The following is a 24,345-nucleotide window of genomic DNA, read 5'->3' as shown; positions in this document are numbered from 1 at the left end:
ATGTGAAGATTAAACGTTTTTTTGCAAAAGATATGCGCACAGCACTTAATGAAGTTAAAGAAGAGCTAGGTGTAGATGCTGTAATTATGTCAAATAAAAAAATGGCTGATGGTGTTGAAATTGTTGCTGCCGTTGATTACGACAAAACGCCAGCTCAGGCTAAGCCTGCAGCTCGAGTTGAAACACAGGCTGCACAACATCTGACTAATCAGACAAGAGCACGTGCAAATCTAAACACTCACTCACAAATGGCTTCACAATATAGTTCAAAGGTTAATAACTTTGTTCGCCCTAAACCATTAGCAGCAAAACCTGAGCCTGAAGCAAAAATTGCGGATAGTTTAGAGGCCTTATTAAATAGGCAGTCTACTCAGTCTAGAGAAAACGAAAAGTCAAATATGTTTAATAACAAGTTTGATGAATCTATCGAGGAAATAAATGATTCATTTGAATCTCCTTGGTATAACAAGTCAAATGCTCCAGAGAAAAAAGCTGTTAAAGCAGAACATAAAGAGATAAAAGAGCAAAATAATAACGAAATGCAAGCGATGCAAGATGAAATGGCTGCAATTCGCCAATTATTAGAGCATCAAGTATCAGGTTTAATGACACAAGATTTAGCGCGCAGAGATCCAACTCGTGCATATATGATAGAAAGACTTAAAGGCATGGGCATCAATGATGATGTCGCAGATCAAATGGCATGTTTTATTCCTGATGATGTATCAGAAAAAAAAGCATGGGAAGCTTTGTTAGAAATGGTACAAAGCCAGCTTTATACAACGAATAATGAAATATTACGTCAAGGCGGTGTTTTTGCACTTGTAGGGCCAACAGGTGTTGGTAAAACAACAACAGTCGCAAAGCTTGCAGCTTTAGGTGCACAAAAATTTGGCGCTGATAAAGTTGCGTTAATTACAACGGATACCTATCGTATTGGTGCATATGAACAGCTTGCAACTTATGGCCGAATTATAGGTTGTCCAGTTAAGCAAGTTAAAGATGCTAATGAATTAGCTGAAGTTTTATACCATTTACGTGGTAAGCGTCTAGTATTAGTAGATACGGCTGGAATGAGTCAAAGAGATTTGCGTCTGACCGAGCAGTTAAATACATTAATGAGAAATGTTAGAGTTGATATTCGTAGTTATTTGGTTTTAAGTGCAACTGCACAGATGGGCGTTTTGCAAGAAACAGTAAAACACTTTAAAAAGGTACAGTTAAGTGGTTGTATTTTCACCAAACTTGACGAATGTCTAAGTTTAGGAGAAATTATCAGTATTGCGATTCAAAATCGTCTGCCGATAGGGTATCTTACTAATGGTCAGCGCGTACCTGAAGACATTCGAGTTGCAAATGCTGAAAAATTGGTTAAAAAAGCAGAACAATTGTATGCTAAAAAGACTAACGCACAATATCACAGAGATTCAACGGTAGAATCTCAAACAGTAGGAATGTATGATTAATACAGTTATGGATCAAGCAAGTGGCCTGCGTAAAATGAAACAGAACAATAATGCAGTTAAAGTAATCTCAGTGACTGGCGGCAAAGGCGGCGTAGGTAAAACAAATGCCTCTTTGAATATTGCAATAGCCATGGGACAACAAGGTAAACGTGTCCTTGTATTAGATGCCGATTTAGGTTTAGCTAACTGTGATGTCATGTTAGGTCTACGTGTAGAAAAAAATTTATCACACGTGCTTTCTGGCGAGTGTGAATTAGAAGATATTTTAGTTGAAGGGCCTCACGGCATTAGAATTGTGCCTGCAACATCTGGCTCGCAAACGATGGTTGAGCTTTCACCTTCAGAACATGCAGGGTTAATTCGTGCATTTAGTGAACTTAATGCCGATTATGATGTATTAATTGTTGATACTGCAGCAGGTATCTCTGAAATGGTATTAAGCTTTTCTCGTGCAGCACAAGATGTATTAATGGTGGTGTGTGATGAGCCAACTTCAATTACAGATGCATATGCCTTAATTAAGATATTAAGCAGAGAACATGGTGTTTATAAGTTTAAAATTATTGCAAATATGGTAAGAAGTTTAAGAGAAGGTCAAGAACTATTTGCTAAACTGTCTAAAGTAACAGATAGGTTTTTAGACGTTTCATTAGAATTAGTGGCAACAGTACCTTTTGATGAAAATATGAGAAAGTCAACGCGTAAGCAAAAAGCAATTGTTGACCTTTTTCCTAAATCTCCCGCCGCAATCGCATTTAAGACTTTAGCTACAAAAGCAGCTAAATGGCCAATTCCAAATCAGCCTTCGGGGCATCTGGAATTTTTTATTGAAAAATTAGTAAACCGCTAAAGGCATTTTTATTAGTGAATAAAGTAGCCGGATACAGTGATAATAACCATATTGCACAAGTTGTAGAGCGTCATACGCCTTTAGTTAAGCGTATAGCTTATCATATGTTGGCGAGACTCCCCGCAAGTGTGCAGTTGGATGATTTAATTCAATCAGGCATGATAGGTTTGATTGAAGCTGCTAAAAACTTTGATGGCACAAAAGGCGCTAGTTTTGAAACATTTGGTGGCATAAGAATCAGAGGTGCTATGCTAGATGAAATTAGGAAAGGCGATTGGGTACCAAGGTCTGTTCACAGAAACAGCCGTCAGGTTGCTCAAGCCATTTCAGAATTAGAATCTCAGCTAGGTCGAGAAGTAAAAGGCATAGAAGTTGCTGAAAAACTTGATATTACACTCGATGAATACCATCATATCCTTAATGATGTGAATTCAGGTAAAATTCTAGGAATAGAAGATCTCGGTGTTGATGAAGATGTGCTGCAAATATCATCGGATAAATCATTAAGTAATTCGCCTTTTGCGTCAATAAAAAATGATAAGTTTAATGTTTCATTAGTAAAGGCAATAAAAACATTGCCTGAAAGAGATGCTCTTGTATTATCTCTTTACTATAATGAAGAAATGAATTTAAAAGAGATTGGACAAATACTTGATGTAAGTGAGTCTCGTGTTAGTCAGATACATGGACAGGCAATGATAAGGCTAAAAGCTAAAATCAGTGACTGGGTTTAATAAAGTGGTTGTAACCTTGAGTTCGTACCTCACAGGAGGATGTTTTGGATAAAAATATGAAAGTTCTTGTAGTTGATGACTTTTCTACTATGAGAAGAATCATTAAAAATTTGCTAAGAGACTTAGGCTTTACTAATGTCCAAGAAGCAGATGATGGTAGTACTGCACTACCTATGCTACAAAACCAAGAGTTTGATTTTGTAGTAACCGATTGGAATATGCCTGGTATGCAAGGTATAGACTTACTAAGAGCGATTCGAGCTGATGATAGCTTAAAGCATATACCAGTATTAATGGTAACTGCTGAAGCTAAAAAAGAACAAATAATAGCTGCTGCACAAGCTGGCGTTAATGGTTATATTGTTAAGCCCTTCACAGCAGGCACGCTTAAAACCAAATTAGAAAAAGTGTTTGAGCGCTTAGGTTAAATTATGGATGAGTTAATAATTTCAACTGATTTACCTCAAATTACACTTGAACAAGCTAGACAACTTGTATCATTACTTGAAAGTAATGAACAAGCACAAGCTGATGAATTGCTATTGCAAATAACAACACAAATGCAATCTGAGCTATTTGAAGAGGTTGGTAAGTTAACTCGTCAATTACATGACTCATTAAATAACTTTCAGTTAGATTCAAAGCTTACCGATTTAACGAAAGAAGCATTACCAGATGCAAAAGAGCGTTTAAATTATGTCATAAAAATGACAGAGCAAGCTGCGAATAAAACCATGGATGCGATAGAAGCAGGTTTACCAATAGCTGATGAGCTAAAAAACGAACTTGATAACATTAAACCCTCATGGGATCGACTTATGAGTCGCGACCTTAAATTAGGCGAGTTTAAATCCTTATGTCATGGGTTAGATTCGTTTATTTTAAATACGCAGGGTAATACTCAAAAGCTACAAAGCTTAATGACAGAGGTCTTAATGGCCCAAGATTTTCAAGATTTAACAGGGCAAGTTATTCGCAGAGTGATAGAGCTTGTGCGTGAAGTTGAAGAAAGCCTTATTCATATGTTGAAAGTTTTTGGCTCGCCAATTGATGGTGAATTACCTGTAAAAGAAGTTATTGAAGAAAAAAATATAGAATCATCTCTACAAGTTGAAAAAGAATTAGATCAAGTTGCAGAGGGTCCGATTATAGATGCATTAGAACGTGATGATGTTGTATCAGATCAAGATGATGTTGACGACTTATTATCAAGTTTAGGTTTCTAAAAGGGAGAACTGCTGCATGAGTTTTGAACTAGATGAAGATATTTTGCAGGATTTTTTGGTTGAGGCCGGAGAAATTCTCGAATTATTATCTGAGCAGCTTATAGAATTAGAAAATAACCCTGAAGATGCTGATTTATTAAATGCAATATTTAGAGGTTTTCATACTGTCAAAGGTGGTGCTGGATTTTTAGCAATGACTGAGCTTGTAGATGCTTGTCATGGTGCAGAAAATGTTTTTGATATTTTACGTCAAGGGCAAATAAGTGTCACTCCAGAACTTATGGATGTTATTTTACAAGCATTAGATTGTATAAATATTATGTTTGCTTGTATTCAAAATAGAGAAAAGCCTGAAGCCGCCGATCCTAACCTACTAAAAGCGATGCATGACCTTTGCAAACCTCAAAGTGAAGGCGAAGTGTCACCTCCTCATGAAGCTACAGCTCCAGAAGTCGATAATTCTCTCACAACAAGTCCTGAAGAAGATTTAAGCTCTGATTTTGATGACGTATTGTTTGATATGGATGATACAAGTTCAGATGATTCAAATATTGATGATATATCAGAAGATGAATTTGAAAGCTTATTAGATGAACTTCATGGAGCAGGAAAAGGGCCTATAGTTGAAGAGTCAAAAGGGCAACCAGAAATCACAAATGATGCATCTGATGGCGATATTACAGATGATCAATTTGAAAACTTGTTAGACGAATTGCATGGGGTTGGATCGTTTGGTGAAACCCAAAGCACAGCTCCAGAAGAGAAGAATAATGTCGTTGAAAGTACGCCTATAGCTAGTTCTGATTCTGAAGATATTTCAGATGATGAATTTGAAGCTTTATTAGATGAACTTCATGGCAAAGGACAGGGTCCTAAAACGGTAGAATCCGCGCCAACTCCAGCTCAAAAACCTGAGGTTGCAAGTAAACCTAAAATTGAGAAAAAAGTAGAAAAACCAGTAACGAAACCAGTACTAAAACCACAAGCAAAAGCGGAAGAAAAGCCTAAACCAGTAGCAAAACCGGCTGCAGAAAAACCATCTGCTAAATCTCCTGCAGTACAAGCTGAAACAACGGTTCGAGTAGACACTAAACGTCTTGATCAAATAATGAATATGGTTGGTGAACTTGTTTTAGTTAGAAATAGATTAGTAAGCCTAGGTGCGACTAATAGTAGCGAAAGTATGAATAAGGCAATTTCAAATCTTGATGTTGTGACAGCTGATTTGCAAAGTGCTGTGATGAAAACACGGATGCAACCTATTAAAAAGGTATTTGGTCGTTTTCCTCGTGTTGTTCGTGATTTAGCACGTAGTTTGAAAAAAGATATTAACCTTCAATTAGTTGGTGAAGATACTGATTTAGATAAAAACTTAGTTGAAGCACTTGCTGATCCTTTAGTGCATTTAGTTAGGAACTCAGTTGATCATGGTATTGAAATGCCAGATGAACGTGAAGCAACAGGTAAATCTAGAACAGGTACAGTTACACTTTCAGCCTCTCAAGAAGGTGATCATATACTTTTAACCATCAAAGATGATGGTGCAGGTATGGATCCTGATAAGTTAAAAGATATTGCAATTGGTAAAGGTGTAATTGATGCCGATTTTGCATCAAGAATGACTGATAATGAAGCGTTTAATTTAATATTTGCACCAGGTTTTTCGACTAAAGAAGAAATATCTGATATTTCAGGTCGCGGTGTGGGTATGGATGTTGTTAAAACAAAAATCACTCAGCTAAATGGTTCAATTAATATTGAATCTCAAAGAGGAACAGGTACGACATTAGAAATTAAGGTACCACTGACTTTAGCAATATTACCAACATTAATGGTACTTGTTGAAGAGCAGACATTCGCACTTCCTCTAGCTTGTGTAAATGAAATATTCCATCTCGATTTATCGAAAACAAATATAGTTGATGGTCAATTAACAATTATTGTTAGAGATAAGGCAATTCCATTATTTTATCTTGAAAGTTGGCTTGTTAAAAACCCATCTTCAATTGCAGATCAACGCAGTGGAGATGGACATGTTGTTATCGTTCAATTAGGAACGCAGCAAATAGGCTTTGCCGTTGACTCTTTAATAGGTCAAGAAGAAGTAGTAATAAAACCCTTAGATGCCTTACTACAAGGAACTCCGGGCATGGCAGGTGCTACAATAACTTCTGATGGTGGAATCGCTCTAATACTAGATGTACCTAATTTATTAAAGCACTATGCTGGAAAAGTAAAATAACTAAATGAGTAAATTGAATGACAATTAAAGTTTTAGTTGTTGATGATTCAAGTTTTTTTAGACGAAGAGTCAGTGAAATATTAAATCAAGATCCAGAATTAGAAGTAATCGATACAGCAAATAATGGTAAAGAAGCGGTTGAAAAAGCGGCTAAAATAAAACCAGATGTGATTACTATGGATGTTGAAATGCCTATACTTGATGGTATAAGCGCTGTAAAACAAATAATGAAGGCATCTCCGGTGCCAATATTAATGTTTTCTTCTTTAACTCACCATGGTGCAAGTGCAACTTTTGATGCACTTGACGCAGGTGCTTTAGACTTTTTACCTAAAAAGTTTGAAGATATAGCACGAGATAAAGAAGAAGCAATTAAATTATTGCAACAAAAGGTAAAGGAGATAGGTCGACGAAGATTAAGCCGCTTTGTAAGAAAACCGTGCCCAATAGAAAAGCCGGTTATTAAATCTCGTCCAGTAAAACCTGCTGAGAATAACTTTGAGGCTAGAAGAAAAACAACGCAAGATGTAAGAGCTTCAGGAAAAACATATAAAATAGTAGCGATTGGTACATCAACAGGGGGGCCCGTTGCACTACAAAGTATACTGACACAGTTACCATCAAACTTCCCTCATCCGATTCTTTTAATACAGCATATGCCTGCAGCTTTTACCCCTGCATTTGCAGTTCGTCTGAATTCCTTATGTAAAATTCAAGTGAAAGAAGCGCAAAATGGTGAGGCATTAAAAGCTGGCACCGCTTATTTAGCACCTGGTGGTAAGCAGATGTTGGTTGAAGGCAGAGGTTCAGGTCAAAAGATACGAATTTATGAAGACGAAGGAACCAGAGTCACATATAAACCGAGTGTTGATATCACGTTTGCAAGTTTAGCAAAAAGCTATACAAATTCTGTTTTAGCCATTGTATTAACAGGCATGGGAGCTGATGGTCGAGATGGTGCTAGATTGTTAAAACAAGCTGGCTCTAAGATATGGGTTCAAGATGAAAAAACCTGTGTTGTATATGGCATGCCTCAAGCGGTTGCCAACGCAGGGCTTGCTGAAGCAAGTATTGCATTGCCAGATGTCGCAAGTCGCATAACAAGAGAAGTCGGTTGTGGATAAACTATCAATTTCAGGCTTGTTAATTGCTATATTTGCAATTGGTTTTGGTTATTGGTTTGAAGGCGGATTATTATTAAGTTTAGTGAATTATTCAGCCCTCTTGATTGTAATAGGCGGCACATTAGGTGCTGTTATGCTGCAATCTCCTGCGGGAATTTTCCTGCAAGGAATAAAAATGTTTACCTGGATAATAATACCGCCGAGTTATCCAGTAGATAAGGGGATTTCTCAAATAAAGTCATGGTCACATAAAGCACGTCAAGACGGTTATTTATCATTAGAAAATGAAGCTTTAATTAGCAAAGATTATTTTGTTTCTAAGGGCCTTAATATGATGATTGATGGTGTTCAACCTGAGCAATTTCGAGAGACAATGGAAGTTGAACTTATTTTACACCGAGATGCCTTGATTAAATCTTCAAAAATTTATGAAGCGATGGGCGGGTATAGTCCGACAATTGGAATTTTAGGCGCAGTTTTAGGTTTAATACAAGCTATGAATTTTATTAAAGAGCCTGAATTACTTGGGGCAGGGATCGCAACTGCATTTGTTGCAACTATTTATGGAGTGGGTTTTGCTAATTTACTTTTTTTACCTGTTGCAAATAAGCTCAAATGTATTGTTGAAGAGCAGATTATGTACCATGAATTATTAGCTGAAGGTATGTTGTCTATATTGCAAGGAGAGAGTCCTAGCAATATAGAATTAAAGCTTTCTGCATATCAAACACAGAAGCATTACTCTCAAGTAAATACGATTATAGAAAGTTGAGCTACTAAGTATTATGAGGCGTTATCGTAAATCTGCATTAGAAAATAACCATGAGAATTTAGATCGTTGGTTAGTTTCTTATGCAGATTATATGACACTCATGTTTGCTTTTTTTGTGGTTCTATATTCTTTGGCTATTACCAATGAAAACGAATTTAAGATTTTATCAGACTCACTTGAGCAAGTATTTGATAAAACCGCTAATCAGCATGAACAGCAAGATGCAGGGGTTGAAGGTGAAGGGCTGTTAACAAAAAATGCGGTTGATACTGAGTTTGTATTATATGGTAATTCAATCATTGATGAGAAAGAAGGCCCTGAGTTAGTTGATGGTTTTGGGGATTTAGCTAATCTAAAACAAAAAAAGCTAGGAAGCCCCTTAGATTCGCTAGAGCAAGATCTAAAAACTGCGCTATCGGATGAAATTGAGACAGGGCAAGCTAAGTTAGAGCTAAATCAAGATTGGTTAACAATAGAGCTTAATTCAGGTTTGTTATTTGGAAGTGGCAGCTCAGCTTCCACTCATGCAATAGAGCAGGTTGTTTCTAAAGTTTATGATGTAATCAATAGTGTAGAAAATTATATTCGCGTTAGGGGTTATACTGATAATCAGCCTATCAGTAATGAAGTATTTAGTTCTAACTGGCAGTTATCAGTCAGTCGTGCCACGCAAATGCTGCTAGCACTTGAGAATAAAGGGATTAATCCAGCAAGAATGGCGATTGAAGGTTATGGGCAATATGCTCCATTTGCCAGTAATACGTCACCGAAAGGGCGTGCCGAAAATAGAAAGGTCGTTATTGCACTTTCAAAGTTTGGTATGTTTTCCCAGAGTGATTCTCAGGTGATTGCTGTAGAAAATCTAGAACAAGATAAACAAGAATTAGAAGCCCAATTAAAAAAAATAGAACAGCAAGAAATAGATGATAAAACTATCAAGATTATTAATTTACCTGATGGTGGGATAAGAATTACAACTCGAGAAAAAGAGCAGTAGAAAGGATCAAATTTGAAAATTTGGACAGTTGCGAATCAAAAAGGTGGTGTAGGTAAAACAACTACCACAGTAACTTTAGGTGGCATTCTTGCATCTCAAGGTAAGCGAGTATTACTCATTGATACTGATCCTCATGCATCACTCACCTACTATTTTGGCATTGATTCTGAAGAATTAGAAGTGAGTGTGTACGATGTTTTCTCTCGAAGTAAAGGCTTGAATAAAGAAGAAATATTGCAAGCGTTATGTCCTTCAACTATGGATAATTTAGATATATTACCTGCGACCATGGCAATAGCAACTTTAGATCGTAGCATGGGTAATAAAAGTGGCATGGGCTTAATTTTAACTAAAGCTTTGGCTAAAATTGCAGATGAGTATGATTATGCCATTTTAGACTGTCCTCCTGTATTAGGCGTTTTGATGGTTAATGCGTTGGCGGCAAGTGAAAGAGTTTTAATCCCTGTACAAACAGAGTTTTTAGCTTTGAAAGGTTTAGATCGCATGATGAGAACAATGCAATTAATGCAAAGTTCACAATCTAAGAAATATCAATATACGATCATTCCTACTATGTATGATAAGCGCACTAAAGCTTCATTAGAGGCATATAAAACATTACGAGCAACATATGATGAAAAAGTATGGCCTGGGGTGATCCCAATCGATACTAAATTTAGAGATGCAAGCCTAGCGATGAAATCACCGGTAATCTATTGTCCCAAGGCAAGAGGAGTTTATGCATATATGGCATTATTAGACCACCTTTTAAAGCTTGATAAAAAAACTTGCTCTGAGGCAATCAATGAATAAACCTTTATTTGCTAATGAACAAATAATGAAACAATATCTCACAGCTCTATTAACAGAAGATGAGGTATTAAATAAAACTGTTTTACAGCCTGTTGAAAAGTTACTAGAGCAAGTTGTAGAGCCAAAAAATGTTCCTGCGATTAAAAAAGTAACTAAACCCGCTGAAATTAAAGTTAAGTCTAAGCAAGATGAAGAAAAACCGCCTACAATCTCTATAATAGTAGATGATATAAAAGAATTACAAAAGCAAGAAAGTATAGCGAGTGTAAAGCAAGAAGCAGAATACCGAACAGGTGAATTTCAAGCCTTGTTTTTTAAAGTTGCAGGATTGACTTTAGCTGTACCATTGAAGTCTTTAGGCGGCATTCATAAACTTGAAGAAATAAATAAAGTATTCGCTAAACCAAAATGGTTTAAAGGTGTTATGTTAAACCGTGGTACTAAATTGAACGTAATTGATACGGCACAATGGGTTATGCCTGAAAAGTTTAATAAAGAACTTGAGGAAAGTTTAAATTATCAATATCTTATAATGCTAGGTGAAACAAGCTGGGGTTTACAGGCTGAAAGTTTAATTAACAATGTTACGTTACAAAGTGATGATGTTAAATGGCGAGAGCAATCAGGAAAACGCCCTTGGTTAGCAGGTTTAATAAAAGAAAAAATGTGTGCTTTGATTGATGTTGATTCATTAACTGAATTACTCGAGCAAGGGTTAGATAGCAGAGAGTTTGAAAAATAAATATCACGAATGAAAATAATGGCGTGGGAGCATGAATATGAATGAAGAAAGAATAACATCAGTAAATGCAGATGCAAGTGATGATGTATTACAGTGGGTGACATTTCGACTAGAGAATGAAACTTATGGTATTAATGTAATGCAGGTACAAGAAGTATTACGTTATACAGAAATCGCTCCTGTTCCTGGCGCACCAAGTTACGTACTTGGAATAATAAACTTACGTGGTAACGTAGTAACAGTAATTGATACGAGTACACGTTTTGGTTTATCAGGTTTAGATGTAACAGATGATTCTCGCATTGTTATTATCGAAGCTGAAAAGCAAGTTATTGGTATCTTAGTTGATAGTGTTGCTGAAGTGGTTTATTTAAGACGTTCAGAAATTGATAGTACGCCAAACATTGGCACAGAAGAAAGTGCTAAGTTTATTCAAGGTGTATCTAATCGTAATGAACAATTATTAATTTTAGTTGATTTAGATAAGTTGTTGAGTGAAGAAGAATGGAGAGACCTAAATGACTTTTAGTGTTTTTCCTCTAACATTAAGTCAATATTGCATAGGTTGTTAGAATTGGAAAATATTTTACTAATTTTAACTATTATAAGCTTTGTATTCTCGTTCAGTATTATAGTTTTTTTATTTTTATCGAATAAAAAAGTTAAAATTTTAAATAGTGACTTAAATAAAAGGTTTTCAGATTTAAAGCAGCAAAATACAATTTTACGCAGTGAAATAGACGAATTACGAGGTGGTCTATTGAATATGGGTAAACGTATTGTACAACAAGAGAAGCTAAGTCAGGAGTTATCAGAAAATCAACAAGCGCTTCAATATAGCGACCCAGACTCTAAAATGTATTCTCGTGCTGTTAAAATGGTGGAACTTGGTGCGCAATTAGATGAAGTTATGAAAGAGTGTGAATTACCAAGAGCTGAAGCAGAATTGTTGATCTCTTTGCATCAACAAAAATAAAGACACTTGATTGGCTTAGTTACTGCTACTTCCATCACCTCATTCGTTTTGGAAGTAGTGAGCATTTAAGCTTTTATGTTTAAATTACCTGTAAGCCCTTGCCATCCTGTGGGAAACTTCCCTTGCATTACGTATGAAAAAGCGATTAACTCTGCAATAACAATATAAAGTTCTTTTGGGATCTCTTGTCCTAACTCTAATTGTTTTAATGTATCTGCTAGCATTTTATCTTCATGTATTAAAACTCCTTTATCTTTTGCCTGTTCAATAATGTGATCTGCAAAATCACCAAAGCCCTTGATTGTAACGTTAGGAACTGATTTTCCGTCATAAAGTAAGCCTATTGCAGATTTATTGCCACTATTTTTAACATCATCTTTGTCCATAACTTACACCTTAATATTGATAATTGAATGTGCTTTATAGTTGTCGGTAGTGCGCTCGGAAGAAAATTCAATCGCCATTTTACCAACAGATAGACCATGCTCAATCAGCCTTTGTTTTAGCATTTGAATATAGGGTTGTGCTTTATCTACCAATGATTGATTTAAGCTTGAAAAAGTACAATCTACATTTTTATCCATCAATTGTGCATTGGCTTGTAATTGTCCTAAAGCTTCAAAATTAAAGTTTAATCGTATAAACCAAACGTCTTTACCTTCGCCATTTTTTGTGTTCTTTTTGTAATGGCCTAAATCAATTTCAGTTTGTTTTACTGTATCTGGTAATTGCATAGGCAGTAGGAACTGTAAGATGGAGTTAGATAAATTATCAGTTTGATTGTTTACAGATTGACCTTGAATAAGTTGTTGTTGAGATTGTTGCACTGTTTGTTGAATTTGGCCTAGCTCTTGTAATAAAGCGAACCCTGATTTTGTATTTGTTTCTTTTATTACATTCGCGGTTTTTAATTTAAGTCCAGGGAAAATCAGTTGTAATAATTGATCTAACTTTAAAGATTGTTTATTTGCTAAGTCCTTATTACTTTGAACATTTTCGCTCACACTATGAGATGTTAGTATGGTGAGAGCGAGATCTTGCAGTGAGTTATTAAAAGTATTTTCTTTCTCGGTTTTATTTAATAAGTTAGGTTGAACTGATGATAATATTTCAGTGCGTATTTTATCTGCTGAAATATTTGTTTGATTTATCATTCTACTAAAAGCATGGTTTACGAGTTTATTTAAATCGGGAGTTTCAGGATCACTATTTATATTTAATATATTTTCTGTTTTTATATTTGCTGTCGAGCTAGGAGTTCTTTTGGGACCGGTTGTTAGCTTGTTAATTAGGTTAAAGTTAATTTGCTTATTACCTTTATGAGGTTCAAGTTTAGGTTTTAGTTCAACCTTCATTAAACTGACATCTGTTTGGCTAGCAGTTTGCTTTATATCTTTTTTGATTGTTACGTTTGATTGTTGCTGAGCTTCTAGTAAATTCGGTGTTGCTTTAATTGTTGCTTGATGAACTTGATGCTTTTGTGTCTGAGTGGGTAAATCTTTTGCTGTTGTATTTATTGCTTTACTCGTTTGAGTCTCTATAACTTGTTTATTTTTGTTTTCACTTATCGGGGAGGTTATTTCGAGTTTTATCTGGCGTGTTTCATTTTGTTTTACATTTAGCGATAAAGCAGCTTTGAAAGAATTAACTATTTTTTCTAATGGGGCTTTAAAGTTATCACCTTTTGATATTGCTAAGTTAGCAGTGGTTTGATCTTTAGGTTTTTGAATCGTAACTTTGTTAGACTCATTTATTACTATGTTTTGATGAATACTTTCTTTTGTGTGCTTATTAATATTTGTGTCAGTATCAGTTTTGACGCTATTATTCATTAATGATGTAAATATACTCTTAGTTAGGTTAAGTGTTATAGGAGAGCTAATAGGCTTGATTTGAGTGATATTACCTTGAGTTATTAGCTTTGCATTTTGCCACTTTGGAATACTTTCTGAAATATTGACGTTTACGACTGCTATATTATTATTTTGCTTAATTTGAGTGTTTGCTGAATTCGTATTTTTTATCATTAAATCAACGGGTGTTGTTTTTAACCATTGTGTCACCTTTTCAATCGGCAATTTTAGTTCTAATGCCGGTGACGTTGATTTAGGGAGGAATACCTTAGCTGATATCTGTTTGTTTGACTCTTGTAAATTTAGAAAAATATGAGAATTCGAGTTTATTTGGTTTGCGATATTAGGTGGTAATTGAATATTTGCTTTAAGAGAAGGAATAATAAGTGTATTTTTAAGGTTTTTATTTAATTTTGCTAGAAGAGATATTTCTTGGTTTGCTTTTAATGCAAAACCTTTATCTATGAAAGTCTCTTTTTGTGCTTTTGGTTGAACAAATAAATTAAGTATTTTTAATATATCTTGAGTACTTAATGGTGATGTTATTTTGTTTGTATTTGCAATTAAAGTTATTTTTGAACCATCACCATTAATAATCAATTTACCATCATTGAGTTTAATATCTTTATTGTTTATTGAGTCTAAGGCGAGCGATACCTTTTCCCATTTACCATTTAGTTTAATCTCTAGTTGTAGTTTTGAACCGCTACTAGATACGTTTTTGACGTCATAGGCGATGTTAGATTTTAGATGTTTAGGTAAAGATGATGCATCATCAGTTATAGAAAACTGCTGTGCAATTGTATTTTTTGAAATGCCTTTAGTATCAGTCATATAAAGTGAGTTACTTATTATGTTTCATTTAACAATTTAAACCTTAAATTTTATTTTATCTTTATAAAAAACCATTATATAAAACTAAATATTGGCATAAATCAATTTTTTGTCGATTTGCTCTTAATTCCAGCTAAAGCTTTTACGCTTTGTAATACCATTATGATAGACTACTTCCTAAAGAAAATACCCCTAAAAAGTTTAGGGCTGTTAAGAGTGTTTTTAGTTGTTAAAAGTTGAAAATATAACCTGTATTAGGCAAGACCGCTGTTTGTTTGAGGACTTAAGTTTTGAGTTACCTCAAGGCACAATCATGCAAATTGAAGGTCCTAATGGTGCCGGGAAAACATCATTGTTTCGGATCTTATCTGGATTTACAAGATTAGAGCAGGGCAATCGCTTTTGGTTTAATAAAAATATATCAGAGGATGAAGAAAACTTTTTTTCTGAATTATTATATATAGGCCATAAAACGGGTGTAAATACACAGCTTAATGCGATTGAAAATATTCAGTTTTGGCAAGAAATTCATGGTTACGCGCAATCTTCAAAGCAAAATTCGCTAGATGTTTATGAAGTATTAGCTAATTTAGGTTTGGTTGGTTTGGAAGATATTCCCGTTAGAATGTTATCAGCAGGCCAGCAACGTAGAGTTGCTTTAGCTCGGTTATGGATTTCAGATGCAAAACTGTGGATGTTGGATGAGCCTTTTACAGCAGTTGATAAAAAAGGGGTTACCTTACTTCAAGAGCAGTTCAAGCTGCAGCTAAATAGAGGTGGCAGTATCTTGTTAACCTCTCATCAAGATTTAACAGAACATTTTGATGATTTAAAAATATTATCTTTGGAGTACCGTATTTAATGCAAAGAGAATATTCATACCGTCAGTTATTTTTTTCAGTATATAAAAAAGATGTATTACTGGCTTTTAGGCAGCGTTCTGAAATCATAAATCCTTTACTATTTTTCTTGATTGTCATTAGTTTATTTCCATTGGGAATAGGCCCTGAACCACAGTTATTAGCACGCATGGCTCCAGGAATTATTTGGGTCGCAGCTTTACTGTCAACTATGTTGGGTTTAGACAAAATATTTAGAGACGATTATCAAGACGGTTCGTTAGAGCAGTTATTAATGAGCCCGTACCCTACATCGCTTATTGTTATTGCTAAAATAGCAGCACATTGGTCGATCACTGGGTTACCACTTGTTTTATTATCACCCATGTTTGGTTTATTACTGAATATGGATTCAAATTCAATGCAGGCAGCGATAGTGACATTGCTTATAGGCACGCCGTTATTAAGTTTAATTGGTGCGATTGGTGCTGGTTTAACTGTTGGTTTACAAAAAGGGGGAGTTTTACTCAGTTTATTGGTTTTACCTTTGTATATTCCAGTGCTTATTTTTGCAACGTCGGCAATAGACACCAGTGCAATGTCGCTGGATTATAGTGCTCAACTTGCAATTTTAGGTGCAATGTTAGCTGTAGGTTTGGTTACGGCACCATTTGCTGTTTCATCAGCATTAAAAGTCAGTGTGAGTTAATTTAAATTTTATATTGCTGTAGCAAGTCAATATAATGCGTCGTGTTTAAAAAGAGTGTGGATTAGTTATGTGGAAGTGGTTACATCCTTATGCAAAGGCACAAACAGCCTACCGATTGTGTAATACCTTATTGCCGTATTTAGCGGTTGTTGCTGTGATAAGTTTAGTTGTGGGCTGGGTCTGGGGGTTAGGTTTTGCGCCTGCAGATTATCAACAAAAAGACAGTTATAGAATTATTTTTATACATGTCCCGTCAGCCATTCTATCTATGGGGGCATATTCTTCAATGGCAATCGCTGCGTTTATTGCCTTAGTTTGGCAGCTAAGAAATGCGGAGCTTGCTGTTATTGCAATTGCACCCGTGGGCGCAGCGATTACTTTAATAGCATTAATTACAGGCGCTGCATGGGGTAAACCTATGTGGGGTGCTTGGTGGGTGTGGGATGCAAGATTAACATCAGAGTTAATTTTATTATTTTTATATTTAGGTGTTATTTCGCTTTATAACGCTTTTGAAGATAAAGGCAGTGCGGGTCGTGCATCTTGTATACTTGCCCTGGTAGGGGCAATAAATTTACCTGTTATTCACTTTTCAGTTGAATGGTGGAATACGCTTCATCAAGGAGCGACAATCACTAAGTTTGATGGTGGTGCGATTGATTCGAGCATGTTCTGGCCATTAATGTTAAATATCTTTGCATTTGCTGCTTTTGTTGGCGCTGTTGTATTGATGCGTTTAAAAAATGAAATATTGTTACGAGAAAAACATCGTCCTTGGGTACGTGATTTAATTAAAAATCAAACTCCCAATGTAGTAAGTAAGGTAGGAGATAAAGATGCAGTTTAATTCATTTTCAGACTTTATAGCCATGGGTGGTTATGGCTTTTATGTTTGGTTATCCTTTGGAACATGTGCATTGATTTTAATCGGTATTTTCTTAGATAGTAAACTTAGTCACCAACATACTTTAAATGCGCTTGCTAAACAGATAGATCGTGAAGCACGTATTAAAAAAGCAAAGCAGGAGTCACAATAATGAACCCTAGAAGAAAAAAACGCATGATGACACTGCTTGCAGTGGTTTTTGGTTTAGGAACTGCTGTTGGTTTAGTACTTTATGCACTTCAAGGTAATATCAACTTGTTCTATACACCAACTGAATTAATTGAAGGTAAAGGTCCTGAAAAACAAAAACCTTTTGTTGGTCAAAAGTTAAGGATTGGTGGCATGGTGCTGCCAGGTTCTGTGGTAAGAGATCCTAATTCTTTACATGTTGAATTTAAATTAATGGATAAAGGCCCAATTGTAAAAATACTGTATAAAGGTATTTTACCTGACTTATTTAGAGAAGGTCAGGGTATCGTAGCGCAAGGAAACCTTGTAGCACCAGATACAATTGAAGCATTTGAAGTATTGGCTAAGCATGATGAAGAATATATGCCGCCAGAAGTTGCAGAAGCTTTAAAAGGCATTAAGCATGAAAAACCTGTTTATAATAATGCCAAAGGAGATTACTAATGATCCCAGAGTTGGGTTATATCTCATTAACCATTGCGTTAGGTTTATCTATTTTATTATGTATTTACCCTTTATGGGGAGCGTATACAAATAACCTCAGATTAATGCGTGCAGCACCTGCATTTGCTATTGGCCAATGTGTATTTGTTTTTATTTCTTATGCTGCATTAGTATATGCCAGCCTAACCGATGACTTTACTTTAGTGTATGTGGCAAGTAACTCAAGTAGCTCGTTACCTTGGTATTATAAAATAACTTCTACTTGGGGGGGGCATGAAGGCGCGATGCTTTTATGGGTGGTAATGCAAGCTGGTTGGACTGCATTAGTATCAATTTCATCTAAATCTTTACCTTGGCCATTACGTGCACGTGTACTAAGTGTTTTAGGTTTTTTAGGTGTCGGTTTTATGTTCTATACCTTATTAATGTCTAGCCCATTTGAATCTTTATTACCTTATTACCCTGTTGAAGGTCATGATTTGAATCCGCTTTTACAAGACCCAGGTATGATTATTCATCCACCATTGTTATATATGGGTTATGTGGGGTTATCTGTTTCTTTCTCTTTCGCAATTGCAGCTTTATTGACTGGTAAGCTTGATAATACTTGGGCTAAATGGTCTAGACCTTGGACGATAGCTGCTTGGTTATTCTTAACATTAGGTATTACATTAGGGAGTTGGTGGGCATACTCAGAGCTAGGCTGGGGCGGCTGGTGGTTCTGGGATCCAGTTGAAAATGCGTCATTGATGCCATGGTTAATTGCAACAGCATTGCTGCATTCACTTGCCGCAACAGAAAAGCGTGGCGTATTTAAATCATGGACTGTTTTATTAGCAATTGCTGGCTTCTCATTTAGTTTGTTAGGCACATTCATAGTACGCTCTGGTGTACTTGTATCTGTGCATGCATTTACGACAGATCCAGGGCGAGGCATGTTTATACTTGGTTTCTTGGCAATTGTTGTAGGTGGTAGTTTAGCCTTATATGCGATGCGTGCATCTGAAGTTAATAGTGTAGGGCGTTACCGATTATTCTCAAGAGAAGTTGCGCTATGGCTAAATAATATTTTGTTATGTGTTGCAGCCTTAATTGTTTTATTAGGCACGTTATTACCATTAGTGCACAAAGAACTTGGTATGGGTTCTATTTCAATAGGCGAACCTTTCTTTAATGAAATGTTTAGCTATTTATTGGTTCCTTTTGCATTTGCTTTAGGTGTTGCACCATTATTACGCTGGAAACAAAATAAATTTAAAGCATTAAAAAATAAATTATTGTTAATCGCTTTATTAAGCATCGTCATTACCGCAAGCTGGTTATACTCAAGTTACGATGTAGTTTCATCAATGACATTTATTGCTGTTCTTTTAGCTGTGTGGGTTACAATTTCTACGGTATGTGATGTTGTAGAAAGAGCAACGAAACAAACAAGTCTGATCGTTGGTTTAAAGCAGTTGACTAATAGTTATTGGGCAATGGTAAGTGGTCACTTTGGTTTTGCATGTGTTGTTATCAGTGTTGCATTAACATCAGCTTATTCAGTTGAACGTGACGTTAGAATGATGCCAGGTGAAACAGTGACATTAAATGAATATGTTTACCGCTTTGATGGTATTAAAGAAATAGTAGGTGCAAATTATACAGGTCATGCTGCTATTGTAAGTATTCATAAAGAAGGCGAAAAAGTCACTAAATTATACGCTGAGAAACGTCGTTATAATGTCGGCATGCAGTTTATGACTGAAGCGGCAGTTGATGCGTCTTTAGGACGTGACTTATATGTTGCTTTAGGTGAACAACTTAGTAATGGTGCTTGGGCTCTTAGAATCTATCATAAGCCGTATATCCGTTGGATGTGGCTCGGTGGTTTGATTATGTCTTTTGCAGGCTTACTTATTTTACTAGATAAACGTTACCGAGGTACTTCAAAGGCTTCGCAAAAAACAAAAGATAGTAAAGCGTCATCTCAACCAGTTACATCTGGTGAGGTAAGCTGATGAGTGAAGAAAGTAAAAACAGCAAACTGATGTTTGCTGTACCTTTAATTATTTTTTTCTTGCTATGTATTTTTTTATTTAAGGGTTTATTTTCAAATCCAAGAGAATTACAAACAGGGCGTTTAGGTCAGGAAATCCCAGCATTTAATTTACCTGACTTAATGCAAGATAATAAAAACTGGTCTGAAAAAGATTTATTAGGAAAAGTCTATTTAATCAATGTGTGGGGCACTTGGTGTCCGACATGTTTAGTAGAATTACCTTACCTTACAAAATTACGTGAACGCGGTGTTGAAATCATCGGTCTTTATTTAGAGCAAGGTTATGATCCTGATTTTGATGGTGAGTTTAATATCCAAGCATTAAGAGATGAAGTATCTCAAATGCTTGCCCGTACCGGTAACCCATATCAATACAATATATTTGATTTAAACCGCAGTTTAGCTTTTGATTTAGGTGTGTCTGGCGCACCTGAAACATTTTTAGTTGATAGTAAAGGGGTTATTTTACTACATCATACTGGCGACTTAAATGAGCGTACATGGCGTGCTAAATTCGCTCCTAAGTTTACTGAATTAAAAGAGGTTAAGTTGTAATAATGAAATATTTCCTTTTTATCGTATTAATGGGTTTCTCTGCATTGACTTTTGCAGTTGAAGAGGCTCAAACCTTTAAAAATGCGCAGCAAGCGCAACTTTTCAAAGAGTTAAGCTTAGAGCTCAGATGTCCTAAGTGTCAAAATCAAAACATCGCAGATTCGAATGCTGTTGTAGCTAAGGATTTACGCGATAAAGTGATTGAATTAGTAAAATTAGATAAATCGAAAGATTTTATTGTTGAATATATGATTGATAGGTATGGATACTTTGTACATTACAAGCCTCCAGTAACTGCATCAACTTTAGTTTTATGGGTTGTACCAATTTTATTTGTACTGTTTGGTTTTGGCTCGGTTATATTCCGTCAAAAAAAATCAGCGGTTGAGCAAAAATGGTCTGACAAAGATGAGGCTCAATTAACGAAACTTATTTCTAAATATCAAGCTAGTTCAGCTCAAGTGAAACAGGAGTCAGGTCAATGATATTACTTTGGTCTTCTATGGTTTTATTAGCAATATTAGGTGCGATATTTGTTGTTATTCCATTTATTCGAAAATCAGTAAGTGAACCTATTCCAGAGAAAGGAAGCGGTGAGAATGCCCAGCGGATTGATATTTATCATCAGCGTCTAGCTGAGCTGGATGATGATATTAAAATTTCAAAAATTAGTGCTGATGATTTTAATTCTGCTGTAATAGAGCTAAAAAAAGGTTTGTTAAGTGAGCTTTCTCCTGAAAAAAATTTAAATTTTAAAGGTAATAACGTAACTTTACTATTAGCTGGTAGCTTATTTTTAATCAGTTTTACCTGTATATTTTATTATGCAACAGGCAATCATAATCAGTTTAACCAATGGCAAAAAGCACAGGTAGCACTACCTGAATTAGGTAAGCGTGCCATGATGCAGCAAGGTGAACCTTTAACTGCCAATGAGTTGCAACAATTTGCTTTAGCACTTAGAACTAAAATTGCTAAGCAAGGTGAAGATGAAATGGCTTGGATGTTGCTTGGGCAAGTAAGTATGTCACTAGGTGACTATAAATCTGCAATGCAAGCTTTTGATAAAACATTAAACTTGAACCCTCATAATGTCACTGTTCTATTAAGCTATACCCAATTGCTGCTAATAAGCGGTGAGCCTGATTATAATCGTGCAGGAAAAATGCTTACGACTATTTTATCAGTTGAGCCTTCAAACTTTGATGCCATTTCTTTATTAGGTTTAATTGCATATGAACGAGGTGATTTATTAGAAGCTAAAGCGGCATTTGATATGTTACTTGGCTCTATGAGCAAAGATGATGAGCGTTATGCCATGATAAAATCTCGTGTAGAAGAATTGACTGGAAAGTTAAATTCAATGCCTACTCAGCATCCAGTCGTTGATAATACGCAAGTAAATATACCTGTTGAAACACCATCTAACAAAATTGAACAAAGTTCTACTGGACAGAGCAATGCGATTAAAGTGAAAATTGCACTTGCAGCAAACTTAGTGGATAAAATCCCTAATAACGCAACTTTATTTGTATTTGCAAAAGCGGCATCAGGGCCTAGAATGCCATTGGCTGTTGTGAAAAAAAATCAATTTAGTTTTCCATTAGAAGTAACATTATCTGAAGAAAATTCGATGGTTGAAGCGTTATCACTTGCACAATTTGAGCAGGTTATTGTGACTGTAAGAATATCGGTTGATGAAAATGTAATGTCTGCGGCTGGAGAGCTTCAAGGCCAAAGCAGTACAATTGAAGTAAAAAATTCACCTGAGGTAACTGTCTTAGTTGATCAGTTACTGTAATAAGGAATGTTAATGTTTAAAAATGCAGTGTTCTTTTTAATTTTATTTTCATTAATAGGCTGTGCACAAGTGCCTGTTGACAAGCAAGATGAAAAAGATCCACTACAAACAATAAATCGTCCGTTATATGATTTTAATATGGATGTTTTAGATGCTTATATTTTAAGGCCAGCAGCTGTGGGTTATGTTGCAATTACACCACAGCCTGTACGTAGAGGTTTAGTGAACTTAACTGAAAATATAGGTGAGCCAGTTGACAGTATAAATGCTGCTTTACAAGGCAAACCTGGTAATGCCGGTATTAGTGCTGCTAGATTTTTAGTCAACTCTACGGTTGGTCTGTTTGGTATTTTTGACGTTGCTTCTGAAATAGGTTTAACTCAAGTTGATGAAGATTTCGGACAAACCCTAGGCGTATGGGGCGCTGATGATGGTGCTTATCTTATGCTTCCTGGTTATGGTCCAAGTACTGTTCGAAACATTTCCGGAGATGTAGTTGATGGGTTTGCTATACCTTCTATCGCTTTGAGTTTACCGCAAACAATACTGCGATATACTATTAAAGGGTTAGAGGCTAGGGCGTCTTTGTTTCCTCAAGAAGCTTTACTTAACGAGTCTTTAGACCCGTATATTTTTGTTAAAGAGGTATATCTTCAAAGACAATTATTTGAGCTTTATGATGGCAACCCGCCATTAGAGGAAGATGATGAAGAGTTTGATGAAGATTTTTTAGAAGAGCTAGAGTAATAATAGTAGCGATAATTTACGGTTCATTTAATTATTGGAATTTGTATGTATAAAAAAGCTGAAATTAATCATTTCAGCTTTTTATTTTTTTATTGAGCGTTTGAGTTATTTTGACATCGCTTCCATCTGCGTATTAGCCCAATGCACAGCATCATGATAAGAGTCAGGTATTGTTTTTACATCAATGCTAAGTTGCTCAGAAATCACTTTCGCTTCTCCCCAATCAGCAAGTTCATAATGCGCAACTAAAGATAAATAATCTGCAATTAACCCTTCTTTTTTTAATATTGCATCTTTAATTTCAATTGATAGCGGTAGTTTCTCTAAAATTTCAGCCATATCTTGATCTAATATGCCATCGATTAATGAAAACATACCCGCTAGGAAAGCCATAGGCGTGTCTTTCATTTTACCATGCTTAATTGCTAGGCATTCAGCAAAACGTGCTCTTGTAAGTGATAGACGCATTAACTCAGGTGGCTTTGCTGAAGCAACTTGCGCTGTAAATAAAACAGACAAAAATTTTTTAAGTTCTTCTAAGCCTAATACAACCAAAGCTTGTTTGATTGTGCTGATTTCGGCTCTGCGTTTAAATGCTGCTGAATTTGTATAACGTAATAGTTTATAAGCTAAGTTAACATCTCTTTGAAATACTTCTGATATCTTTTTTAAATCCATTTCAGATTTTGATGTTTCATATAAAAGCTCAGCTAATGTAATTTGTGATGGTGCTAAGTTTTTACTTTGAATAACCTCAGGTTTAGAAAAGAAATAACCTTGAAAATATTCAAATCCCATATCCATAGCCGCTTGGAATTGTTCATGAGTTTCGACTTTCTCGGCTAAAAGTTTAATATTCTTATATGGTGCGACATCTTTAATTACTTGTTTGATTTTATCCATTCCTATTTCTAAAAAATCAATTTTTATGATATCGATATAAGGATAAAAATGCTTCCATACAGGATTATGAATATAGTCATCTAACGCAAGTGTATAACCTAATTCTTTAAGTTCCTTAACAATAGCTAGTAATCGCTTACCTGGTTGTACTGTTTCTAGGATCTCAACTACGACTTGTTCTTTATTTAACATCGTTGCATAGCGTTTTTGCAGTGTATCAAGGGTGAAGTTGATAAATGCAGGTTTATCACCTGTTATATCAGCTAAGCCAAGTTGGCTGCCTTCTATTAATTTTGTGGTTGCTTCATTTTCGTCGATATTAGGAAATACATTATCTAAGCTATCGCGAAATAATAATTCATAAGCAAACAGCTTTTTTTCGCGATCTAGTATTGGTTGTCGTGCTGCGTAAAAATACATAAATAATGAACCTGTAACCCAAATATATTAATTATTGCCCTGCTACCTTGAATATATTGTAAATGGGATGTTTTTTCATTATATATTTTCAATTATCTGAGACTATTGTGTAGTTATCGCATCCATATTCTCATTTGGGTGTAGCGTGATATAGTAATGAATTATTAAATAATGGTACTGTA

Annotated in this window: 26 protein-coding genes; 23 read left to right on the top strand and 3 right to left on the bottom strand. The window is 35.5% G+C overall.

Annotation, left to right across the window (positions count from 1 at the left end):
• Positions 1-2: 2 nt before the first annotated feature.
• Genes flhF through PSA_RS15960 form a run of 13 tightly spaced genes read left to right on the top strand, consistent with a single transcriptional unit; the run spans position 3 to position 11,942 of the window.
• On the top strand, positions 3-1,466 hold the full coding sequence (gene flhF / locus PSA_RS16020; protein WP_042142930.1) for a flagellar biosynthesis protein FlhF: 1,464 nt from the start codon (positions 3-5) through the stop codon (positions 1,464-1,466).
• The gene (locus PSA_RS16015; RefSeq protein ID WP_042142928.1) at positions 1,459-2,316 is read left to right on the top strand and encodes a MinD/ParA family protein; all 858 of its coding nucleotides are present in this window, start codon (positions 1,459-1,461) and stop codon (positions 2,314-2,316) included. Before flhF ends, PSA_RS16015 begins: the two co-directional genes overlap by 8 nt.
• A 14-nt stretch (positions 2,317-2,330) precedes the next feature.
• Positions 2,331-3,050 (top strand): RNA polymerase sigma factor FliA, encoded by a 720-nt coding sequence (locus PSA_RS16010; RefSeq protein ID WP_042142926.1) that lies wholly within the window; start codon positions 2,331-2,333, stop codon positions 3,048-3,050.
• 44 nt (positions 3,051-3,094) lie between these two features.
• Positions 3,095-3,478 carry a chemotaxis response regulator CheY gene (gene cheY, locus PSA_RS16005; protein ID WP_059364952.1) on the top strand — a complete coding sequence of 128 codons (384 nt, stop codon included), beginning with the start codon at positions 3,095-3,097 and terminating at the stop codon, positions 3,476-3,478.
• Between the two features lie 3 nt (positions 3,479-3,481).
• Entirely contained in the window at positions 3,482-4,276 is a 795-nt protein-coding gene (locus PSA_RS16000) for a protein phosphatase CheZ (RefSeq protein ID WP_042142921.1), read from the top strand.
• Between the two features lie 16 nt (positions 4,277-4,292).
• Complete coding sequence (locus tag PSA_RS15995; RefSeq protein ID WP_042142919.1) at positions 4,293-6,518, top strand: chemotaxis protein CheA; 2,226 nt, start codon at positions 4,293-4,295, stop codon at positions 6,516-6,518.
• A 17-nt stretch (positions 6,519-6,535) separates the two neighbouring features.
• Positions 6,536-7,642, top strand: a complete 1,107-nt coding sequence (locus tag PSA_RS15990; protein ID WP_042142916.1) for a chemotaxis response regulator protein-glutamate methylesterase — start codon at positions 6,536-6,538, stop codon at positions 7,640-7,642.
• On the top strand, positions 7,635-8,414 hold the full coding sequence (locus tag PSA_RS15985; RefSeq protein WP_042142914.1) for a flagellar motor protein: 780 nt from the start codon (positions 7,635-7,637) through the stop codon (positions 8,412-8,414). Before PSA_RS15990 ends, PSA_RS15985 begins: the two co-directional genes overlap by 8 nt.
• A gap of 13 nt (positions 8,415-8,427) precedes the next feature.
• Positions 8,428-9,411, top strand: coding sequence for a flagellar motor protein MotB (locus PSA_RS15980; protein ID WP_042142912.1), 984 nt, complete (start codon positions 8,428-8,430; stop codon positions 9,409-9,411).
• A gap of 12 nt (positions 9,412-9,423) precedes the next feature.
• Positions 9,424-10,224, top strand: coding sequence for a ParA family protein (locus PSA_RS15975; protein WP_042142910.1), 801 nt, complete (start codon positions 9,424-9,426; stop codon positions 10,222-10,224).
• On the top strand, positions 10,217-10,966 hold the full coding sequence (locus PSA_RS15970) for a chemotaxis protein CheW (RefSeq protein WP_042142908.1): 750 nt from the start codon (positions 10,217-10,219) through the stop codon (positions 10,964-10,966). Before PSA_RS15975 ends, PSA_RS15970 begins: the two co-directional genes overlap by 8 nt.
• 37 nt (positions 10,967-11,003) lie before the next feature.
• Positions 11,004-11,495 (top strand): chemotaxis protein CheW, encoded by a 492-nt coding sequence (locus PSA_RS15965; RefSeq protein ID WP_042142944.1) that lies wholly within the window; start codon positions 11,004-11,006, stop codon positions 11,493-11,495.
• A gap of 45 nt (positions 11,496-11,540) precedes the next feature.
• Positions 11,541-11,942 carry a DUF2802 domain-containing protein gene (locus PSA_RS15960; RefSeq protein ID WP_231665275.1) on the top strand — a complete coding sequence of 134 codons (402 nt, stop codon included), beginning with the start codon at positions 11,541-11,543 and terminating at the stop codon, positions 11,940-11,942.
• Positions 11,943-12,007: 65 nt separating this feature from the next.
• On the opposite strand, the gene PSA_RS15955 is transcribed toward PSA_RS15960, so the two are convergent.
• Together PSA_RS15955 and PSA_RS15950 are read right to left on the bottom strand one after the other, a co-directional pair.
• The gene (locus tag PSA_RS15955; protein WP_042142907.1) at positions 12,008-12,328 is read right to left on the bottom strand and encodes an EscU/YscU/HrcU family type III secretion system export apparatus switch protein; all 321 of its coding nucleotides are present in this window, start codon (positions 12,326-12,328) and stop codon (positions 12,008-12,010) included.
• Between the two features lie 3 nt (positions 12,329-12,331).
• Positions 12,332-14,629 carry a flagellar hook-length control protein FliK gene (locus tag PSA_RS15950; protein WP_042142905.1) on the bottom strand — a complete coding sequence of 766 codons (2,298 nt, stop codon included), beginning with the start codon at positions 14,627-14,629 and terminating at the stop codon, positions 12,332-12,334.
• A 226-nt stretch (positions 14,630-14,855) separates the two neighbouring features.
• Between PSA_RS15950 and ccmA the strand changes: the two genes are divergently transcribed.
• The 10 genes from ccmA to PSA_RS15900 all read left to right on the top strand — a co-directional run bounded on the left by ccmA (position 14,856) and on the right by PSA_RS15900 (position 22,840).
• A complete protein-coding gene (gene ccmA / locus PSA_RS15945) occupies positions 14,856-15,491 on the top strand; it encodes a cytochrome c biogenesis heme-transporting ATPase CcmA (RefSeq protein WP_082305755.1) in 636 nt (211 codons plus the stop codon).
• A complete protein-coding gene (gene ccmB / locus PSA_RS15940; RefSeq protein WP_042142902.1) occupies positions 15,491-16,177 on the top strand; it encodes a heme exporter protein CcmB in 687 nt (228 codons plus the stop codon). Before ccmA ends, ccmB begins: the two co-directional genes overlap by 1 nt.
• Positions 16,178-16,244: 67 nt before the next feature.
• The gene (locus PSA_RS15935; RefSeq protein ID WP_042142899.1) at positions 16,245-17,024 is read left to right on the top strand and encodes a heme ABC transporter permease; all 780 of its coding nucleotides are present in this window, start codon (positions 16,245-16,247) and stop codon (positions 17,022-17,024) included.
• Positions 17,014-17,214 carry a heme exporter protein CcmD gene (ccmD, locus tag PSA_RS15930; RefSeq protein WP_042142897.1) on the top strand — a complete coding sequence of 67 codons (201 nt, stop codon included), beginning with the start codon at positions 17,014-17,016 and terminating at the stop codon, positions 17,212-17,214. The genes PSA_RS15935 and ccmD overlap by 11 nt, the downstream gene beginning before the upstream one ends.
• Positions 17,214-17,696 carry a cytochrome c maturation protein CcmE gene (ccmE, locus tag PSA_RS15925; RefSeq protein ID WP_042142895.1) on the top strand — a complete coding sequence of 161 codons (483 nt, stop codon included), beginning with the start codon at positions 17,214-17,216 and terminating at the stop codon, positions 17,694-17,696. Before ccmD ends, ccmE begins: the two co-directional genes overlap by 1 nt.
• Positions 17,696-19,696 (top strand): heme lyase CcmF/NrfE family subunit, encoded by a 2,001-nt coding sequence (locus PSA_RS15920; protein ID WP_042142892.1) that lies wholly within the window; start codon positions 17,696-17,698, stop codon positions 19,694-19,696. The genes ccmE and PSA_RS15920 overlap by 1 nt, the downstream gene beginning before the upstream one ends.
• Before the next feature lie 29 nt (positions 19,697-19,725).
• Positions 19,726-20,292 (top strand): redoxin family protein, encoded by a 567-nt coding sequence (locus tag PSA_RS15915; protein ID WP_082305819.1) that lies wholly within the window; start codon positions 19,726-19,728, stop codon positions 20,290-20,292.
• A gap of 2 nt (positions 20,293-20,294) precedes the next feature.
• The gene (locus PSA_RS15910; protein WP_042142886.1) at positions 20,295-20,777 is read left to right on the top strand and encodes a cytochrome c-type biogenesis protein; all 483 of its coding nucleotides are present in this window, start codon (positions 20,295-20,297) and stop codon (positions 20,775-20,777) included.
• Positions 20,774-22,093: a c-type cytochrome biogenesis protein CcmI gene (ccmI, locus tag PSA_RS15905; RefSeq protein ID WP_042142882.1), complete on the top strand. Its 1,320-nt coding sequence runs from the start codon at positions 20,774-20,776 to the stop codon at positions 22,091-22,093. The genes PSA_RS15910 and ccmI overlap by 4 nt, the downstream gene beginning before the upstream one ends.
• A gap of 12 nt (positions 22,094-22,105) precedes the next feature.
• A complete protein-coding gene (locus PSA_RS15900) occupies positions 22,106-22,840 on the top strand; it encodes a VacJ family lipoprotein (RefSeq protein WP_042142879.1) in 735 nt (244 codons plus the stop codon).
• Between the two features lie 105 nt (positions 22,841-22,945).
• On the opposite strand, the gene PSA_RS15895 is transcribed toward PSA_RS15900, so the two are convergent.
• Entirely contained in the window at positions 22,946-24,163 is a 1,218-nt protein-coding gene (locus PSA_RS15895; protein WP_042142876.1) for an EAL and HDOD domain-containing protein, read from the bottom strand.
• Positions 24,164-24,345: the final 182 nt, after the last annotated feature.

The organism is Pseudoalteromonas sp. '520P1 No. 423' (genome assembly GCF_001269985.1).
Classification (GTDB): domain Bacteria; phylum Pseudomonadota; class Gammaproteobacteria; order Enterobacterales; family Alteromonadaceae; genus Pseudoalteromonas.
This window is presented reverse-complemented; position numbering and strand designations above follow the sequence as displayed.

Excerpts from the sequence above, each read along its gene's own strand:
- PSA_RS16015 (WP_042142928.1), top strand. The coding sequence starts at position 1,459 with ATGATTAATACAGTTATGGATCAAGCAAGTGGCCTGCGTAAAATGAAA.
- PSA_RS16000 (WP_042142921.1), top strand. The coding sequence starts at position 3,482 with ATGGATGAGTTAATAATTTCAACTGATTTACCTCAAATTACACTTGAA.
- PSA_RS15995 (WP_042142919.1), top strand. The coding sequence starts at position 4,293 with ATGAGTTTTGAACTAGATGAAGATATTTTGCAGGATTTTTTGGTTGAG.
- PSA_RS15990 (WP_042142916.1), top strand. The coding sequence starts at position 6,536 with ATGACAATTAAAGTTTTAGTTGTTGATGATTCAAGTTTTTTTAGACGA.
- PSA_RS15980 (WP_042142912.1), top strand. The coding sequence starts at position 8,428 with ATGAGGCGTTATCGTAAATCTGCATTAGAAAATAACCATGAGAATTTA.
- PSA_RS15970 (WP_042142908.1), top strand. The coding sequence starts at position 10,217 with ATGAATAAACCTTTATTTGCTAATGAACAAATAATGAAACAATATCTC.
- PSA_RS15965 (WP_042142944.1), top strand. The coding sequence starts at position 11,004 with ATGAATGAAGAAAGAATAACATCAGTAAATGCAGATGCAAGTGATGAT.
- PSA_RS15955 (WP_042142907.1), bottom strand. The coding sequence starts at position 12,328 with ATGGACAAAGATGATGTTAAAAATAGTGGCAATAAATCTGCAATAGGC.
- PSA_RS15950 (WP_042142905.1), bottom strand. The coding sequence starts at position 14,629 with ATGACTGATACTAAAGGCATTTCAAAAAATACAATTGCACAGCAGTTT.
- ccmB (WP_042142902.1), top strand. The coding sequence starts at position 15,491 with ATGCAAAGAGAATATTCATACCGTCAGTTATTTTTTTCAGTATATAAA.
- PSA_RS15935 (WP_042142899.1), top strand. The coding sequence starts at position 16,245 with ATGTGGAAGTGGTTACATCCTTATGCAAAGGCACAAACAGCCTACCGA.
- ccmD (WP_042142897.1), top strand. The coding sequence starts at position 17,014 with ATGCAGTTTAATTCATTTTCAGACTTTATAGCCATGGGTGGTTATGGC.
- ccmE (WP_042142895.1), top strand. The coding sequence starts at position 17,214 with ATGAACCCTAGAAGAAAAAAACGCATGATGACACTGCTTGCAGTGGTT.
- PSA_RS15920 (WP_042142892.1), top strand. The coding sequence starts at position 17,696 with ATGATCCCAGAGTTGGGTTATATCTCATTAACCATTGCGTTAGGTTTA.
- PSA_RS15915 (WP_082305819.1), top strand. The coding sequence starts at position 19,726 with ATGTTTGCTGTACCTTTAATTATTTTTTTCTTGCTATGTATTTTTTTA.
- PSA_RS15910 (WP_042142886.1), top strand. The coding sequence starts at position 20,295 with ATGAAATATTTCCTTTTTATCGTATTAATGGGTTTCTCTGCATTGACT.
- ccmI (WP_042142882.1), top strand. The coding sequence starts at position 20,774 with ATGATATTACTTTGGTCTTCTATGGTTTTATTAGCAATATTAGGTGCG.
- PSA_RS15900 (WP_042142879.1), top strand. The coding sequence starts at position 22,106 with ATGTTTAAAAATGCAGTGTTCTTTTTAATTTTATTTTCATTAATAGGC.
- PSA_RS15895 (WP_042142876.1), bottom strand. The coding sequence starts at position 24,163 with ATGTATTTTTACGCAGCACGACAACCAATACTAGATCGCGAAAAAAAG.